Source organism: Nonomuraea rubra, assembly GCF_014207985.1.
GTDB classification, from domain to species: Bacteria; Actinomycetota; Actinomycetes; order Streptosporangiales; family Streptosporangiaceae; genus Nonomuraea; species Nonomuraea rubra.
Map to the genome: position 1 here is coordinate 5,187,218 of NZ_JACHMI010000001.1, position 13,828 is coordinate 5,201,045.

Annotated in this window: 15 protein-coding genes and 1 pseudogene; 6 read left to right on the forward strand and 10 right to left on the reverse strand. The window is 69.8% G+C overall.

Annotation, left to right across the window (positions count from 1 at the left end; genetic code table 11):
• Positions 1-513: 513 nt before the first annotated feature.
• On the forward strand, positions 514-750 hold the full coding sequence (locus HD593_RS23610; protein WP_185104296.1) for a DUF6289 family protein: 237 nt from the start codon (positions 514-516) through the stop codon (positions 748-750).
• 94 nt (positions 751-844) lie between these two features.
• A complete protein-coding gene (locus tag HD593_RS23615; protein ID WP_185104297.1) occupies positions 845-1,081 on the forward strand; it encodes a DUF6289 family protein in 237 nt (78 codons plus the stop codon).
• A 367-nt stretch (positions 1,082-1,448) separates the two neighbouring features.
• Here HD593_RS23615 and HD593_RS23620 read toward each other — a convergent pair whose 3' ends face one another.
• The 3 genes from HD593_RS23620 to HD593_RS23630 form a co-directional block, all read right to left on the reverse strand.
• On the reverse strand, positions 1,449-2,429 hold the full coding sequence (locus HD593_RS23620; protein WP_185104298.1) for a serine hydrolase domain-containing protein: 981 nt from the start codon (positions 2,427-2,429) through the stop codon (positions 1,449-1,451).
• 410 nt (positions 2,430-2,839) lie between these two features.
• Positions 2,840-3,178: a YciI family protein gene (locus tag HD593_RS23625; protein ID WP_185104299.1), complete on the reverse strand. Its 339-nt coding sequence runs from the start codon at positions 3,176-3,178 to the stop codon at positions 2,840-2,842.
• Positions 3,179-3,183: 5 nt separating this feature from the next.
• Positions 3,184-3,552, reverse strand: coding sequence for a YciI family protein (locus HD593_RS23630; protein ID WP_185104300.1), 369 nt, complete (start codon positions 3,550-3,552; stop codon positions 3,184-3,186).
• 367 nt (positions 3,553-3,919) lie between these two features.
• Here HD593_RS23630 and HD593_RS23635 point away from each other — a divergent pair, with 367 nt between their 5' ends.
• Positions 3,920-4,897, forward strand: coding sequence for an SDR family NAD(P)-dependent oxidoreductase (locus tag HD593_RS23635; protein WP_185104301.1), 978 nt, complete (start codon positions 3,920-3,922; stop codon positions 4,895-4,897).
• Between the two features lie 111 nt (positions 4,898-5,008).
• Here HD593_RS23635 and HD593_RS23640 read toward each other — a convergent pair whose 3' ends face one another.
• The 3 genes and pseudogenes from HD593_RS23640 to HD593_RS61645 all read right to left on the reverse strand — a co-directional run.
• Positions 5,009-6,166, reverse strand: a complete 1,158-nt coding sequence (locus tag HD593_RS23640; protein WP_185104302.1) for an alkaline phosphatase PhoX — start codon at positions 6,164-6,166, stop codon at positions 5,009-5,011.
• Between the two features lie 343 nt (positions 6,167-6,509).
• Positions 6,510-6,893, reverse strand: a complete 384-nt coding sequence (locus HD593_RS61640) for an LLM class oxidoreductase (protein WP_246546696.1) — start codon at positions 6,891-6,893, stop codon at positions 6,510-6,512.
• A gap of 76 nt (positions 6,894-6,969) precedes the next feature.
• A pseudogene (locus HD593_RS61645) lies at positions 6,970-7,389 on the reverse strand (LLM class flavin-dependent oxidoreductase); the annotation flags it as partial.
• 133 nt (positions 7,390-7,522) lie between these two features.
• On the opposite strand from HD593_RS61645, the gene HD593_RS23650 reads away from it, so the two are divergent.
• Complete coding sequence (locus HD593_RS23650) at positions 7,523-8,518, forward strand: GTP-binding protein (RefSeq protein WP_312903646.1); 996 nt, start codon at positions 7,523-7,525, stop codon at positions 8,516-8,518.
• 10 nt (positions 8,519-8,528) lie between these two features.
• Here the strand turns inward: HD593_RS23650 and HD593_RS23655 are convergent, their stop codons facing one another.
• Positions 8,529-8,999 (reverse strand): VOC family protein, encoded by a 471-nt coding sequence (locus HD593_RS23655; protein ID WP_185104303.1) that lies wholly within the window; start codon positions 8,997-8,999, stop codon positions 8,529-8,531.
• A gap of 85 nt (positions 9,000-9,084) precedes the next feature.
• On the reverse strand, positions 9,085-10,008 hold the full coding sequence (locus tag HD593_RS23660) for an AEC family transporter (protein ID WP_185104304.1): 924 nt from the start codon (positions 10,006-10,008) through the stop codon (positions 9,085-9,087).
• A 221-nt stretch (positions 10,009-10,229) separates the two neighbouring features.
• Here HD593_RS23660 and ctaD point away from each other — a divergent pair, with 221 nt between their 5' ends.
• Positions 10,230-11,867, forward strand: a complete 1,638-nt coding sequence (ctaD, locus tag HD593_RS23665; RefSeq protein ID WP_221524915.1) for an aa3-type cytochrome oxidase subunit I — start codon at positions 10,230-10,232, stop codon at positions 11,865-11,867.
• A 4-nt stretch (positions 11,868-11,871) separates the two neighbouring features.
• Positions 11,872-12,105 carry a DUF3040 domain-containing protein gene (locus tag HD593_RS23670; protein WP_185104306.1) on the forward strand — a complete coding sequence of 78 codons (234 nt, stop codon included), beginning with the start codon at positions 11,872-11,874 and terminating at the stop codon, positions 12,103-12,105.
• Here the strand turns inward: HD593_RS23670 and HD593_RS23675 are convergent.
• Both HD593_RS23675 and HD593_RS23680 read right to left on the reverse strand, forming a co-directional pair.
• Positions 12,089-13,339, reverse strand: coding sequence for an epoxide hydrolase family protein (locus tag HD593_RS23675; protein WP_185104307.1), 1,251 nt, complete (start codon positions 13,337-13,339; stop codon positions 12,089-12,091). The genes HD593_RS23670 and HD593_RS23675 overlap by 17 nt on opposite strands.
• A gap of 5 nt (positions 13,340-13,344) precedes the next feature.
• A complete protein-coding gene (locus tag HD593_RS23680) occupies positions 13,345-13,800 on the reverse strand; it encodes a MarR family winged helix-turn-helix transcriptional regulator (RefSeq protein WP_312903648.1) in 456 nt (151 codons plus the stop codon).
• Between the last annotated feature and the right edge of the window lie 28 nt (positions 13,801-13,828).

The window sequence follows — 13,828 nt, forward strand, 5'->3', positions numbered from 1 at the left end:
TTGCGGTCCGTGCGGAGGTTTGTGGCGCGTGCCGAAGATTGCGGCCATGAGGAGGGCTGTGGCCCATGTCGAGGATCGTGTCTATGCCGCCGTCGTTAGCACTTCGCGAGAGGCGACGCGGGCCAGTTGCGGATGGTCGTGATGCCGGTCATCGGTGATTCATGAAGCGTTCCGGATGTCCGGATGGCGGTCCATTCCCTGCTCAATTTGACGACCGTGGCATAGGAGGCTGAAGCATGCTCGGCGGGCCGAAAAGAACTTTTCGACGCCCCGAATCATCGTGCGTTCGAGGAGTCGCCATCGTCGGGGCTGAGCTGCAGTGTTGCACGTATGGCTTGCAGGATTTGCGAGAGTTACTACGGGCCGAAATGCCGTACTGAAACATACGGGCACGATGGAATATGAGCCCCTCTTGCCTTTTCTTCCCGCAGGACGCATTATTTCGATCATCGGCTGGGGCGCCCGCGAAGCCGCGAAACCTCTGTGCTGTTCAGTACTCAGGAAGGACCGTCGATGATCCGTCGTGCGCTCCTCGCCGCAGCTCTGGCCGCCGCCACCCTCGGTGTCCTGCCGGTCGCTGCGGCCAACGCCAGGGCCTGCAGAATCGACCACTACTGCACCACCACCTACTACTCCGACGCCGCCCTCACCAACGCCGTCGGCGGCAAACAGGAGGACTGCGACGGGACCACCCGCACCTGGGGAGTCCGCGGCCCCTATCAGACCTGGTACGAAAGCCCCTGCTTCTGACCGGAGACCGTGGGTGTGCGTACCGCCCACGAGGGACCTGAACCGAAACACCTGCAGCTGACCCCACCGCTCCCACGCTCAGGAAGGACGATTCATGATCCGTCGCGTGCTGGCCGTCGCCGCCCTGGCGAGCGCCGCGCTCGCCACCGTACCGGCCACCGCGCAGGCCGCTCCGATCTGCCGGGCCGGCTACATGTGCAACACCCAGTACTTCTCCGACCCCGCCCGCACCAACCTGGTCGGGGTCAAGACGGAATTCTGTGACGGCGAGGTCTCGACCTGGGGCAGGGTCACCGGCTACATCACGTGGTCCGCGAGCCCCTGTTCCTGACGGAAGACAGCCGGCAGGGCACGCACCGGCGGCCCTGCCGGCTCCGCGGCGACAGTGGTCCGAAGCGAGCCGGGGAAGGGCCAGATGCGTTGGACGTGGGTAAGGCCTGGATGCGTGAGCGTGGTTGGGCTTGCTGTGTGATCGTGGACAACGCTTGGGGGCGGCGCGGGCAAGGCCGATGCCTGCGCGTGCGTGACGCCCGAGCTGGCTGAGCGTGGGTGAGGCCGATGCCTGCGCGTGGGTGACGCCCGAGCTGGCTGGGCGTGGGTGAGGCCGATGCCTGAACGGGTAGGTCGGCGCCTTTGAGCTGCGAGGTCCAGGCGGGGCCGCGAGCCCAGTCGTGCTGTTCGGCGGGACGTGTCGGTGCTCAGAGTGCGAGAGCGCGGGCGATGGGCCAGGCGCCGGGGGAGGTGTTGGAGAGGACGGTGCGGGTGGTGCCGGTGTGCGGGTCGTGTGTGGACTTGAAGGACGCACCGGCGTCGTACCCGGCGAGGATCACCGTGTCGGTGCTTTCGTGCAGCCAGAAGCCAAGACCGTAGCGCAGCGACTCTTCGGGTACGGCGCAGCGTGGCCGTACCACCTCTTCGACGGAATCCACGATGTCGCCGGCGAAGAGCGCACGCCAGAAGGTGGAGATGTCGGCGGCGGTGGTGTGGATGCCGCCATCGCCGGTAGCCAGCACCGGCAGGTGGAAGATGTTGGAGCGGTTCACCCCGTCCAAGGGAAGGTAGCCCACGGCCGCGTCGGCGGGTAGCTCGTCGGAGCGGAGGAAGTCGGTTCTGGTCATGCCGGCCGGGCGGAGCACCCGTTCCCGGACCAGGTCGTGGTAACCGGCGCCGCCGGCCCGCTCCGCCAGCAGGGCCAGGACGACGAAACCGCCGTTGCAGTAGGCGAACCGCTCACCGGCTCGGAACTTGGTGGGATGCCCGTCCAGGAGGGGCAGGAACGCCTCGGTGGTGGTCAGTTCGTGGGCCGCGCCGATGAAGTAGTCGGTGATGTCTGTGTTGACTTCTTCGTCGAGGTAGTCGCCGATGCCGGAGGTGTGGGTGAGCAGATGTTCGATGGTCACGTCGTCCGCGATCAGCGGGAGGTCCTTGCCGAGCAGGGAGCGGGCGGTGGTGTCCAGCCCCAGTGCGCCGTCACGGACCAGCGAGAGCACGGCCAGGGCGGTGAACCCCTTGCTGCCGCTGGCGATGCCGAATCGGGTGTCCACGGTGTTGGGAACGTGGTAGGTGCGGTTCGCCAGACCGTAGGCCTTTGCGAACTCGATCTGGCCGTCCCGGTCGATCCAGACCACGCCGGAGAAACCGGTCTCCTCGGCGATCTTGTCGATGTGCCCCTCTGGCATTGGCGCAGCCTAACCCAGGCTGGTGCCGGGGCCGAACTGATTTATGGCGCCTCGATGCCGCCCGGACGACAAGGTGCGGCGGCGTAGGGGCCATGTGGGGAGCGGTGCGTGCGCAGTGGAAGTGGGGCTGGCTGCGATGGAGTAGTACGTGAGGGCTGCGTGTGGTGCGGGTGTTCGTGAGGGAGATATCTGCGGTGCAACGGAATGAGAGAGATGCGTGCGGTGCGGCGGTGTGGGAGAGAGATGTCTGCGGTGCGGCGGGTGCGGCGGTGTGAGAGATGTGTGCGGTGAAGGGGTCTGAGAGACGTCTGCGGTGCAGGGGTAGGCGGGGGTTGCGGTGCGGGACCGCGCCGAGGACCCGCGCGGGGGCGTGGGCGCGTGGAGCAGGTCCTCGGCCGGTCAGGGCGTTCTCACATCTCCAGGCCGGCTGTGTCCATCAGCGGCCGGACCTCCACGCCCCAGGCATGGCCGCCGGCCATGAGGCCGGCCAGTTCGATGGCGCGTTCCCGGCTGTCGCAGTCGAGGAGGTACTGGCCGGCGACATGGTGGAGCGCCTGCAGGTACGGGCCCTCGTTCACCGCCACCACACCGTCGCGGACCCGTACGAAGGCGCTGATGGAGGGGTCGGCGAGGGCGTGACCGCTGATGAGCTCGCCCGAACGCGCGGCCGTGGCCAGGATCCGCTCGTGGTCGAGGCCTTCCCCCGGCGGTGCGGCAGCGGTCACGTAGACGTTCAGCAGGAACTTCACCGTGCTCAGCCGTCGGCCGTACCCGCGAAGACGACCGGGCGTACCTCGATGCCGAGACCTTCGACGCCGGCGTCAGGGATGAGCGCGGCCAGTTCCAGAGCGCGTTCCCGGCTGTCGCATTCCACCAGGTAGTAGCCGCCGAGGAACTCCTTGGCCTCCAGGTACGGCCCGTCCGTCACGACGGGGGTGCCGCGCCGGACCCGCACCACCGCGCTCTGCGACGGGTCGGCCAGCGCCGCGGTGCTGATCATCTCGCCGGACTTGGTGATGGTCTCCATGAACGCGCCGTGGCCGTTCATCACCTCGTTGCGCTGCTCCTCGGTCAGCGTGTCCCATACCTGCGGGTTCACGTGCATGATCAACAGGAATTTCATGTCATCTCCTCAAGGTTGGGCGGCACCCCTGTGGGCGCCGTTCACCATGTGGTCGGAGCCGGTGCCGGGTTCTTGCGCCTGCCGCCACGGAAATTTCCCGCCTCGGCGCCTTCCCTGGGGAAGGGGCGCTTGACCTCGTCGAACGGTCAAGTCTGGAGTATAGGGAGGGAGCCAGCCGCGGGTGGGGGTCAGCCCGGTGCGCGGGAGTCGACGCCGTGACCGGTGCGGGTTCGGGGGGTGTACGGGTCGGCTCCGCGTTCTGTCCGTGGGATACCGCGTGGGAGGGGTGGGGCTCGCCGCCCTCGCCGAACGCGTTGATGGCCGCCCGGCCGCGTGCGAGGGTGGTGAGCGACGAAAGGGCTGGTCGATGAGATCGTTCACGGGAATGATGGCCGTCGTCACCGGAGGCGGCGGCGGGATGGGGCGCGAGCTGGTCGTTCAGCTGGCAGCCGAGGGCTGCTCGGTCGCCGCCTGCGACGTCGACGAGGCCGGGCTGGCCGTCACCGCCGAGCGGGCCGCCGAAGCCTCACCGGGCGGTGGTGAGGTGCGGGTCACGACCCATCGGTGCGATGTGTCGGATGAGGCCCAGGTGACGAGGTTCCGCGACGAGGTGGTCGAGCGGCACGGGATCGGCCACATCAACCTGCTGTTCAACAACGCCGGCATCAGCGGCGGCAACAGCTTCGTCACCAGCCCGCGAGCCGAGTGGGAGCGTACGTTCGGCGTCTGCTGGGGCGGGGTGTACAACTGCACGCGCGCGTTCATGCCGCTCCTGATCGCCAGTGACGAGGGCTGCCTGGTCAACACCAGCAGCGTCAACGGGTTCTGGGCGGCCGGCCCCGGACTGCCGATGAGCGCTTACAGCGCCGCCAAGTTCGCCGTGAAGGGTTTCTCCGAGGCGATGCTGACGGATCTGCGGCTCAACGCGCCGCACGTACGCGTGGCGCTGGTGATGCCCGGTCACGTCGGCACCGGGATCGTGATCAACTCCCGCCGGATCCACGGTCGCTCCGAGCCGGACGACATGACCGCCGAGGAGCTCGCGGACGCTCGCCCGCTCGCCGCCGCCGTCACGGGCGTTCCCGCCGACCGGCTGAGTGACGAGGAGGTACGGGTGGTGGTCAAGGGCATGGGCGAGGCGTTCCGCGACAACGCGCCGCTGTCGGCCGCCGACGCCGCGACGGTCATCCTTGACGGTGTACGCGCGGGCACCTGGCGCATCCTGGTCGGGGACGACGCCCGCGCCCTCGATGCGGCGATGCGCGCGGATCCGCTGGATCTGTACCGGCCCGACAGCCCGACCGTGGCGGGCATGCTCGCCAACGTGCGTCCCCGCGAGGAGTGAACGGTCTCGGGAGTGCCCACCGGTGCCGGAGGGCGCCGACGGTGGTGACGGTGCCGGCAGCGCCGGTGTGGAGGGGAGAGTGGCGGCGCTGCCGGGTGCCGTTCGATCGGGTCAGGTGCGGAAGGGGCCGGTCACGCAGTACGTGATGCCGCCCGACGACGATCCCGACGTCCCGCGCTGGGACGAGAAGTACAGACGATCACCGGCCGGGTTGAAGGCCGGCCCGGTGATCTCCGACGCGCTCTGCCCGTTGATCCGCAGGAACGGCGAGATCTTGTCATCGGGCGTGATCAGGCAGATCTCCATGTTCCCGCCGTCCTCGGCCACGTAGAGGTCGCCCGAGGAGGAGCCGGTGACGTTGTCGACGCCGGTGAGCGGTGGTGTGCCCGGGCTGACCAGGCTGTCGTCGTAGGCGAGTTCGTACGTGTTGCCGGTCAGGTCGACCTGCCACACGCGGTTGTCGCCCTTGGTGGTGAACCAGACGGTGTCGTCCGCGTAGTGGCAGCCCTCGCCGCCGTTGAAGGACTTCGAGCCGGACACCTGGCTGCGCGTGGCGGTCGGTGAGCCGTCGGGGTCGGGGACGTTCGCCCAGGTGAAGGAGCCGGAGGTGGCGGAGCCCGCCATCAGGACCTGCAGGGTGCCCGACGACAGGTCGCCCCAGGTGGTGGGGACGAAGCGGTAGAACCGCCCATCAGGCTCGTCCTCGGTCAGGTAGATGACCCGCCGTACGGGGTCGGCCGCGGCGGCCTCGTGCTTGAACCTGCCCATCGCGGGCCGCTGCACGGCGGTGCCGCCGAACGGGTACGTCTCGTAGACGAAGCCCCGGCTGACCTCCTCGCACGACAACCAGGTGTTCCAGGGCGTCTTGCCACCGGCACAGTTCGTACGGGTGCCGGACAGGATCCGGTAGGCCGAGGTGACGTTCCCGCCGGCGTCGAAGCGGACGGCCGAGGCGCCGCCGCCCGGGTTGATCTCGGAGTTGGACACGTAGATCCAGCCGCTGCCATCGGCGAAGCATGCGCCGCCGTCCGGGGCGTTGTGCCAGGTGTAGGACGTGCCCGGGACGGACTGGCCGGAGCGGGCGATCACCCTGCTGGTGAAGCCGGCGGGCAGGTGGATGCCGTTGGCGTCGGCGGCCTGCAGGGCGCCGTACGGGCCGGGGGCGTTCTGGGCGGGCGCGGCGAGGGCCGCTCCCTGCCAGAGACTGCCGGAGAAGGCGATCGTGCCGGCGCCGAGCACCGAGGCGCGCAGGAAATGGCGGCGTTCCATCGACGAACCTCCTAGAGGGGGGTGCAGCCTCGCCGACAGTAAGTCGAGCATATGGACAGGGATCTGTCAGGAAAGTTAACGACAACGGTGTGCTTCGCCACATTCAGGAAGCTTGTCGCGCGTGGGGCAGGGCTCAGGAAGGGTGTGGTGGCGCTGTGATAACGCGACGGGGCCGGGGTGGCGGGGGAGGCGGCGGGGTCCGGCGCGGTGGGGCGGGGCGACGAGGGGCAGGGCGATGGAGGCGGTGAGGGTCAGGCGTGGGGCAGATGGGCGAGCCCCAGCCGGGCGTCCCTCCGGCCGTCCGGCGCCCAGGTGTCGCCGAGCCCGGGGCGTTGGCGCCCGCTCAGTCGGTCAGGAGCGCGCGTGCCTGCGCGAGGATCTCCGCCTGCCGCATCCACTCCCCGCCGTCCAGCCCCAGCCCGACCGCGTCGGCCCCGGCCTCCGCGTACGCGGCCAGGCGCTCGGCCACCCGTTCCGCGCCGCCCGTGACCGGGATGTCCCTGGCCACCTCCTCCGCCATGCCGTGCGGCCCGGTCAGCGAGGCGACGAACGACTCGACGGCGTCATGGTCGTCGACCAGGATGGCGTGGCCGCCCACCGAGACCTGCGGCACCGGGCGGCCGAGCTCGCCGGCCAGCTCTCGCAGCCGGGCCACCTTGGCCGCCAGGCCGGACGGGGTGATGAGGGAGGGCGCCCAGCCGTCCCCGTACAGGATCGCGCGGCGCATGGCCGCCTCCGAGTTTGCCGCCGACCAGGATCGGCGGGACGGCGGCGGCCGGCCCGAGCGTCACCTCGGTCTCGCCCACGAGGGTGGGTCTTCCGGCGATCAGGCCTGGCAGGGCTCGCAGTGCAGTGTCGGTCCAGCGGCCACGGCCGGTCGCCGGAGCGCCGACCGCGCGCCAGAACGGCGAGCCGGGGAAGCCGCCGATCCCCACGCCGAGCACCACCCGGCCGCCCGAGAGCTGCTGCAGCGTCTGGATCTGGGAGGCCACCCACGCCACCGGGCGCAACGGCAGGCTCAGCACCCCGAACTCCAGCCCGATCCGGTCCGTGACGGCAGCGGTGGCGGCCAGTGTGAGTGCCGGGTCCGCGCCCGGCGTGCCGTCCCCGACGATCACGTCGGCCATGCCCACGGCGTCGTAGCCGAGCTGCTCCAGGTGGCGCGCCTTGGCGACGTCGGGGACGCCTCTGTCGTCCGTGGGCAGGCTCGTGGTCAGGCGCATCGTGATCACCCTTCTTGTGGGAACGGTCAGGCGTCACGCTAGGACCTCAAGTCTGGTTGACATCAAGTCGGCGGAGGAGTTCCGGTGTGCCAGGATGCGATAATGGTTTTCATTCTGGTTTGAGGAGGCTCGCGTGACCACTCCTGTCGTTCTGGTCTCCGGTCCGTACGCCGGCGCCCGCGCGGCCGTCGTGCGGCGGCTGCTGGCCGATCATCCGGGATCGGTGGCGATGCATCACGAGCGCGACCTCTGGCCGCTCCCCGGTGCCGCCCTCCTGGTGGTGGAGCTGGAGGACACGGCGGAGCCGCGCCCGTTCGCCGAGGCCGTCGCCGCCCGGGCGGGCCTGCGGCTGGCCGCCGCGCTCACCGCGCTCGACGCCCGTCACATGCCCGTCGACATCCTGCGCGGTGACCGCCTGCCCGGCCGCGACGAACGCTACGTCGCCGAGGTGCTGGCCAGGCAGGTCGAGTACGCCACCCACCTCGTCCTCGACGGCGGCGACGCCGAGGACGGCGAGCTGGCGCGGGCGGTGCTCGCCCACCTCGCGCCCGCCACCCCCGTCCACCACGTACGGGACGGCCTGCCCCCGCTGGCCGGGCGGACGGTGTGCACCGAGGAGCTGGCCGACCGCGTCGATCCTGCCACCGCTCTGCTGCCGTGCGAGGCGAGGACCGGCGCGGTCACCACAGTCGTCTGGCACCGGCTGCGGCCCCTGCACCCCGGCCGCCTGTTCCAGGTCACCGAGGAGCTGGCCGCCTGCACGGTACGCGGGCGCGGCCGGTTCTGGCTGGCCTGCCGGCACGACCGCCTGCTGGCCTGGGACTCGGTGGCGGGGCGGCTCACCGTGCACGACGCCGGGCCGTGGCTGGCCGCCCGGCCCCCGTCGGCGTGGGACGCCTGCCGCCCCGCCCGCCGCGCCGTGGCCGCCCTCGACTGGAACCCCGTGACAGGCGACCGCGTGCAGCACCTCGTCTTCACCGGCCCCGACCTCGATCGCCGGCACATCTGCGACCTGCTGGACGGCTGCCTGCTCGACCAGACGGAGATGCTGGCCGGCTCGGACGCCTGGAGCGGCTACGACGACCCGTTCTCCCTCGTCCTCGACGTGGACACGATGCTGCCGTCCTAACGGTCCGGGCTTACTCGCCGGCGGCCGCCCGCAACGCATTGACGTCGATCTTCTGCATGCCCAGCATGGCCTTCGCCACCTGCTGCGCCACAGCCGGATCAGGATGCCGCAGCAGCTCCTCCAGCTGCCTGGGAATGATCTGCCACGACAACCCCCACCGATCCTTCAGCCACCCGCACTGCGACTCCTCCCCACCCTCGGTGAGCTTGGCCCACAGCTCATCCACCTCCTCCTGCGACTCGCAGTTCACGTACAGGGAGACCGCCTCGGTGAACGTGAACTGCGGCCCCCCGTTCAGGGCGAGGAACCGCTGCCCGGCCAGCTCGAACTCCACCATCATCACCTTCTGCGCCTCACCGGGCCCCGCCTCGCCGTAGCGCTGCACGCTGACGATGCGGGAGGCGGGAAACAGCGAGGTGTAGAAGGTGGCGGCCTCCTCGGCCTGGTGGTCGAACCACAGGTACGTGGTGATCTTCTGCATGTCGGGTCCCTCCTCGGGGAATCGTTGTCATCAATGCGTCGTCCAGCGGTAGCCCGGATCGACAACGTTCCCCGAGAAAATTCCGTCAGCCGAGCACCGCGCCGATCGCCGTCATGATCGGGATGGACAATCCCGTGGTCAGCAGCACCGCGCCGCGCGCCAGGCGCCTGCCGGTGTCGTAGGTGACGGCGTAGACGTAGATGTTCTGGGCGGTGGGCAGCGCCGCGAACAACGTCGCCGCCAGCAGGTGCGTGCCGTCCAGGCCCAGCGCGAAGCGGGCGGTCACGTACGCGAGCGCGGGCTGCACGAACGCCTTGAGCGTCACCGCCAGCGCGATGTCCTTGCCGACGCCGTCCTCCTCGGGGGCGCTCGCCGCCCGGCGCGAGCCGTACAGGCTGAGCCCGTACGCCAGCAGCGCCACCGGCACGGCCGCACCGCCGAGCAGGTCGATCGGGCGCATGACCGTGACCGGCAGCGAGATGCCGCTGAGCGCGAACGCCAGGCCGAGCAGGGAGGCGACCGTGAGCGGGTTGCGGAACGGCAGCAGCAGCACCGCGCGCGGCGAGCGCGAGCCCTGGTCGAGGATCAGGAAGGAGACCGGGGTCAGGACGAGGAGCTGGAAGAGCAGGATGGGCGCGACGAGGGCGGCGTCGCCGAGCACGTACAGCGAGATCGGCACGCCGAGGTTGCCGGCGTTGACGTACGACGAGGCCAGCGCGCCGATCGTGGCCTGCCCCGTCGTCCGTCGCCAGAGCAGCTTCGCCACCAGCACGAACACGAGCTGTGTGACCGCCACCGCAATGATCTCCGTCAGCAGCACCGGCGAGAGCAGCGCGCCCAGATCGGCCCGGGACACGGTGGCGAACATCAGCGCCGGCGTCGCCACGAAGAACGCCAGCCGCGACAGCACCAGCTCGTCACTGGCCCGCAGCAGGCCGATGACTCCGATGACGTAGCCGAGCACGGCGACCGACACCAAGGCGGCGAACGCCGCGACAACCCCCGACAACCCATTCCCTCCCAAACTGGACGTTCAGGAGGTTATCTGAGGTCTCCCCGCAGGCCCGAGCCCGGCCCGCCAGGCGATACCGGCATAGGTCCCCACGGAGGGGGTAAGCCCGTCGTACGGCGCTGACCTGCGAAAACACCTTCATATGAGGGCGCCGAGAGCACCACGGGGCAAATGGGGGGTCTCCGGTGACCATTGACGAACCGCGTACTGACAGACCGTTGACGTCCGCCGCGGCGCCGGTCGAGTCGACGAGCAAGGGCCGCATCATCGCGAGCTGGCTGTCGACCACGGACCACAAGGTCATCGGCTACATGTACCTGATCGCCTCCTTCGTGTTCTTCTCGCTCGCCGGCGTCATGGCGCTGATCATCCGGGCCGAGCTCGTCCGCCCGGACCTGCAGCTGGTGAGCAACGAGCAGTACAACCAGCTTTTCACCATGCACGGCACGATCATGATGCTGCTGTTCGCCACCCCGCTGTTCGCCGGGTTCGCCAACGTGATCATGCCGCTGCAGATCGGCTCGCCGGACGTGGCCTTCCCCCGGCTGAACGCGGTGAGCTTCTGGCTGTTCCTGTTCGGCGGGCTCATCGCGGTCAGCGGCTTCTTCAGCCCGTCGGGAGCGGCCAGCTTCGGCTGGTTCGCCTACACGCCGCTGTCGGACGCGGTCTTCTCACCCGGCATCGGGGGCGACCTGTGGGTCATGGGGCTGAGCCTGGCCGGCGTGGGCACGATCCTCGGCGCGGTCAACTTCATCACCACGATCATCTGCATGCGCGCCCCCGGCATGACCATGTTCCGCATGTCGATCTTCACCTGGAACGTGCTGCTGACCAGCATGCTCGTGCTGATGGCGTTCCCCGTGCTGGCCGCGGCGCTGCTCGCGCTGGAGGCCGACCGCAAGGTCGGCACGCAGTACTTCGCCCCGGGCAACGGCGGCGCGATGCTCTGGCAGCACCTGTTCTGGTTCTTCGGCCACCCCGAGGTCTACATCATCGCGCTGCCGTTCTTCGGCATCATCACCGAGGTGCTGCCCGTCTTCAGCCGCAAGCCGATCTTCGGCTACATCGGCCTGGTGGGCGCCACCATCGCCATCGCCGGGCTGTCGATGACCGTCTGGGCGCACCACATGTTCCCCACCGGGCAGGTGCTGCTGCCGTTCTTCTCCTTCTTCACCTTCCTCATCGCGGTGCCGACCGGCGTGAAGTTCTTCAACTGGACGGGCACGATGTGGCGCGGGCACCTGAGCTTCGAGACGCCGATGCTGTTCGCGGTCGGGTTCCTCATCACGTTCCTGCTCGGCGGCCTGACCGGCGTCATCCTCGGCTCGCCGCCGCTCGACTTCCACATCACCGACACCTACTTCGTGGTGGCCCACTTCCACTACGTGGTCTTCGGCACCGTCGTGTTCGCCATGTTCGCCGGGTTCTACTTCTGGTGGCCCAAGATGACCGGCCGCATGCTGCACGAAGGTCTCGGCAAGCTGCACTTCTGGCTGCTGTTCATCGGCTTCCACACCACGTTCCTGGTCCAGCACTGGCTCGGCGTGGCCGGCATGCCGCGCCGCTACGCCGACTACGGCCCCGACGACGGCTTCACCGACCTGCACCTGGTCTCCTCCATCGGGGCGTTCATCCTGGGGGCCTCGACGCTGCCGTTCCTGTTCAACGTCTGGTACACCGCGCGCAAGGCGAAGAAGGTGGTCGTGGACGATCCCTGGGGCTTCGGCAACTCCCTGGAGTGGGCCACCTCCTGCCCGCCGCCCCGGCACAACTTCACCGACATGCCGCGCATCCGTTCCGAACGACCGGCCTTCGACCTGCACTATCCGCACGCCGGCGGGCGAGTGGCGGAGTGACGGCGTGGACGGCCTGTCACCGCGGGAGCGGCTCGTCCTGGCGGCGATCGAGCTCGAACTGCGGCGCAGCGGGGAGCACCTGGCCAGCCGGCTCAACGAGTTCAACGAACGCGCCGCGCAGGAGGGGCCGCGCCGCTTCGCCGATCACGTCAGCCGCACCGAGGTGGCCGTGGTGGCGGTCATGGTGCTGGTCCTGACCACGATCGTCACGCTGGTGATCGTCACCTGCGGGAAGTGACCACCCCGGACGCCCGGTACACGGTGTGGCGCAGGTCCGCCACCCACTCCCCGGGGATCTCCCACGGGATGAAGTGGCCGCCGCGGTCGTGCGCGGTGATGCTGACGTGGTTGTACCAGGCCGCCCTGTCGCCGTCGAGGAAGCCGCGGATCCGCTGCTCGCCGGTCGTCACGCCGGGCGGGTTCTCGTAGTCGACGAACGTGATGCCGGTGGGCGCCTCGACCGCCGGGTTGCGGTCGTGCGACGGTGCCCACGGGTAGCGGTTGTTGTTGGCGTACGTCCGGATGGAGGTGCCGATGCCGCCGCCCGCCCAGAAGATCGTGGCATGGGTGAGCAGGTCGTCCTTGCTGAACACGCGCTCCACGTCGCCGCCGTTGTCCGACCACTTCGCCCAGCGCTCCAGGATCCAGGCCAGCATGCCGGCGGGGGAGTCGGCCAGGCCGAAGCCGAGCGTGGACGGGGCCAGCATGTGCGCGGCCAGGTGCACCGCGAAGCGCCGGTCCAGCTCGACGTACCGGTCGTGCACCTCGGCGGGCAGGCCGGGCGGGATGGGCGCGCCGCCGCTGAAGTCCCAGGCCCGGTCGCCGTTGAAGAAGGTGAGCTTCTGCGCCGAGCCGATGTGGATGGCGTAGAGCTCGCCGGCGTACTTGTGGCCGAGCTGCCCCGTGACCAGCGCGCCGACGTCGCAGCCCGCGGCGGCGTACCTGTCGTGGCCGAGCACGCCGGTCATCAGCTCGTGCCAGACGTCGGCGATCTTCCAGAAGTTCATGTCCGGGTGGTGCGCCAGCGGCGTCGAGAAGCCGAAGCCGGGCAGCGACGGCACGATCACGTCGAACGCCTCCGCCGGGTCGCCCCCGTGCGCGGCCGGATCGGCGAGCGGATCGACCACCTTCGACCAGTGCCAGAACGTCCACGGCCAGCCATGGCTCAGGATCAGCGGCACCGGATCGGGGCCGGCGCCCGGCCTGCGCATGAAGTGCACCGGCACGCCGCCGACGTCCACGCGGTAGTGCTCGTAGGCGTTGATCGCCCGCTCGGCGGCCCGCCAGTCGAAGCCGTCAGCCCAGTAGGCGACCAGCTCCTCCAGGTACGCCCGCCGCACCCCGTAACGGCCGTCGTCGTTGCCCGCGTCGAGCGGCCACCGGGTCGCCGCCAGCCTGCGGCGCAGATCGTCCAGCACCTCGTCCGGCACGTGCAGCGGCACCGGCTCCAGCGGGAAGGGGCGGTTCGGCATGCTCATCAATCCTCCAGACCGTCGAGTCGCGCGGCGATCTCCGTCATCCGGGCCAGGAGCCGCGCGTAACCGGCGAGCTCCGCCCGCTCCTCCTCGTCGAGGTGTCCGGCCACGCGCGCCAGCCGCGCCACGCGCTCCGCGTGCCGCGACCGTACGACCTGCTCGCCCTCCGGGGTGAGGGACAGCAGCGCCGCACGCCGGTCGCGCGGGTCGGGGCCGCGCGCCACCAGCCCGTCGCGCTCCAGCTTGGCGACCAGGCTGGTCAGCGCGGGCTGCTTGAGCTGCTCGGTCGCGGTCAGCGCGGTCAGCCTCATCGGCCCCCTGCGGGACAGGGTGTGCAGCACCGACAGGCTGGAGAAGCTCAGCCTGCCGACCGACGGGAGCCGGATGAAGTACCCGTTGAAGTCCTCGATCGCGCGGGCCAGCGCGCCGAGGGCGGGATCCCCAGGTGGAGAAGGCACGGGCGTATTTATATCAAATATCGATGTA

What these genes read in the sequence shown, in the direction of transcription:
- HD593_RS23610 (WP_185104296.1), top strand. Translation starts at nt 514, where the DNA reads ATGATCCGTCGTGCGCTCCTCGCCGCAGCTCTGGCCGCCGCCACCCTC.
- HD593_RS23615 (WP_185104297.1), top strand. Translation starts at nt 845, where the DNA reads ATGATCCGTCGCGTGCTGGCCGTCGCCGCCCTGGCGAGCGCCGCGCTC.
- HD593_RS23620 (WP_185104298.1), bottom strand. Translation starts at nt 2,429, where the DNA reads ATGCCAGAGGGGCACATCGACAAGATCGCCGAGGAGACCGGTTTCTCC.
- HD593_RS23630 (WP_185104300.1), bottom strand. Translation starts at nt 3,552, where the DNA reads ATGAAATTCCTGTTGATCATGCACGTGAACCCGCAGGTATGGGACACG.
- HD593_RS23635 (WP_185104301.1), top strand. Translation starts at nt 3,920, where the DNA reads ATGAGATCGTTCACGGGAATGATGGCCGTCGTCACCGGAGGCGGCGGC.
- HD593_RS23640 (WP_185104302.1), bottom strand. Translation starts at nt 6,166, where the DNA reads ATGGAACGCCGCCATTTCCTGCGCGCCTCGGTGCTCGGCGCCGGCACG.
- HD593_RS61640 (WP_246546696.1), bottom strand. Translation starts at nt 6,893, where the DNA reads ATGCGCCGCGCGATCCTGTACGGGGACGGCTGGGCGCCCTCCCTCATC.
- HD593_RS23655 (WP_185104303.1), bottom strand. Translation starts at nt 8,999, where the DNA reads ATGCAGAAGATCACCACGTACCTGTGGTTCGACCACCAGGCCGAGGAG.
- HD593_RS23675 (WP_185104307.1), bottom strand. Translation starts at nt 13,339, where the DNA reads ATGCCGAACCGCCCCTTCCCGCTGGAGCCGGTGCCGCTGCACGTGCCG.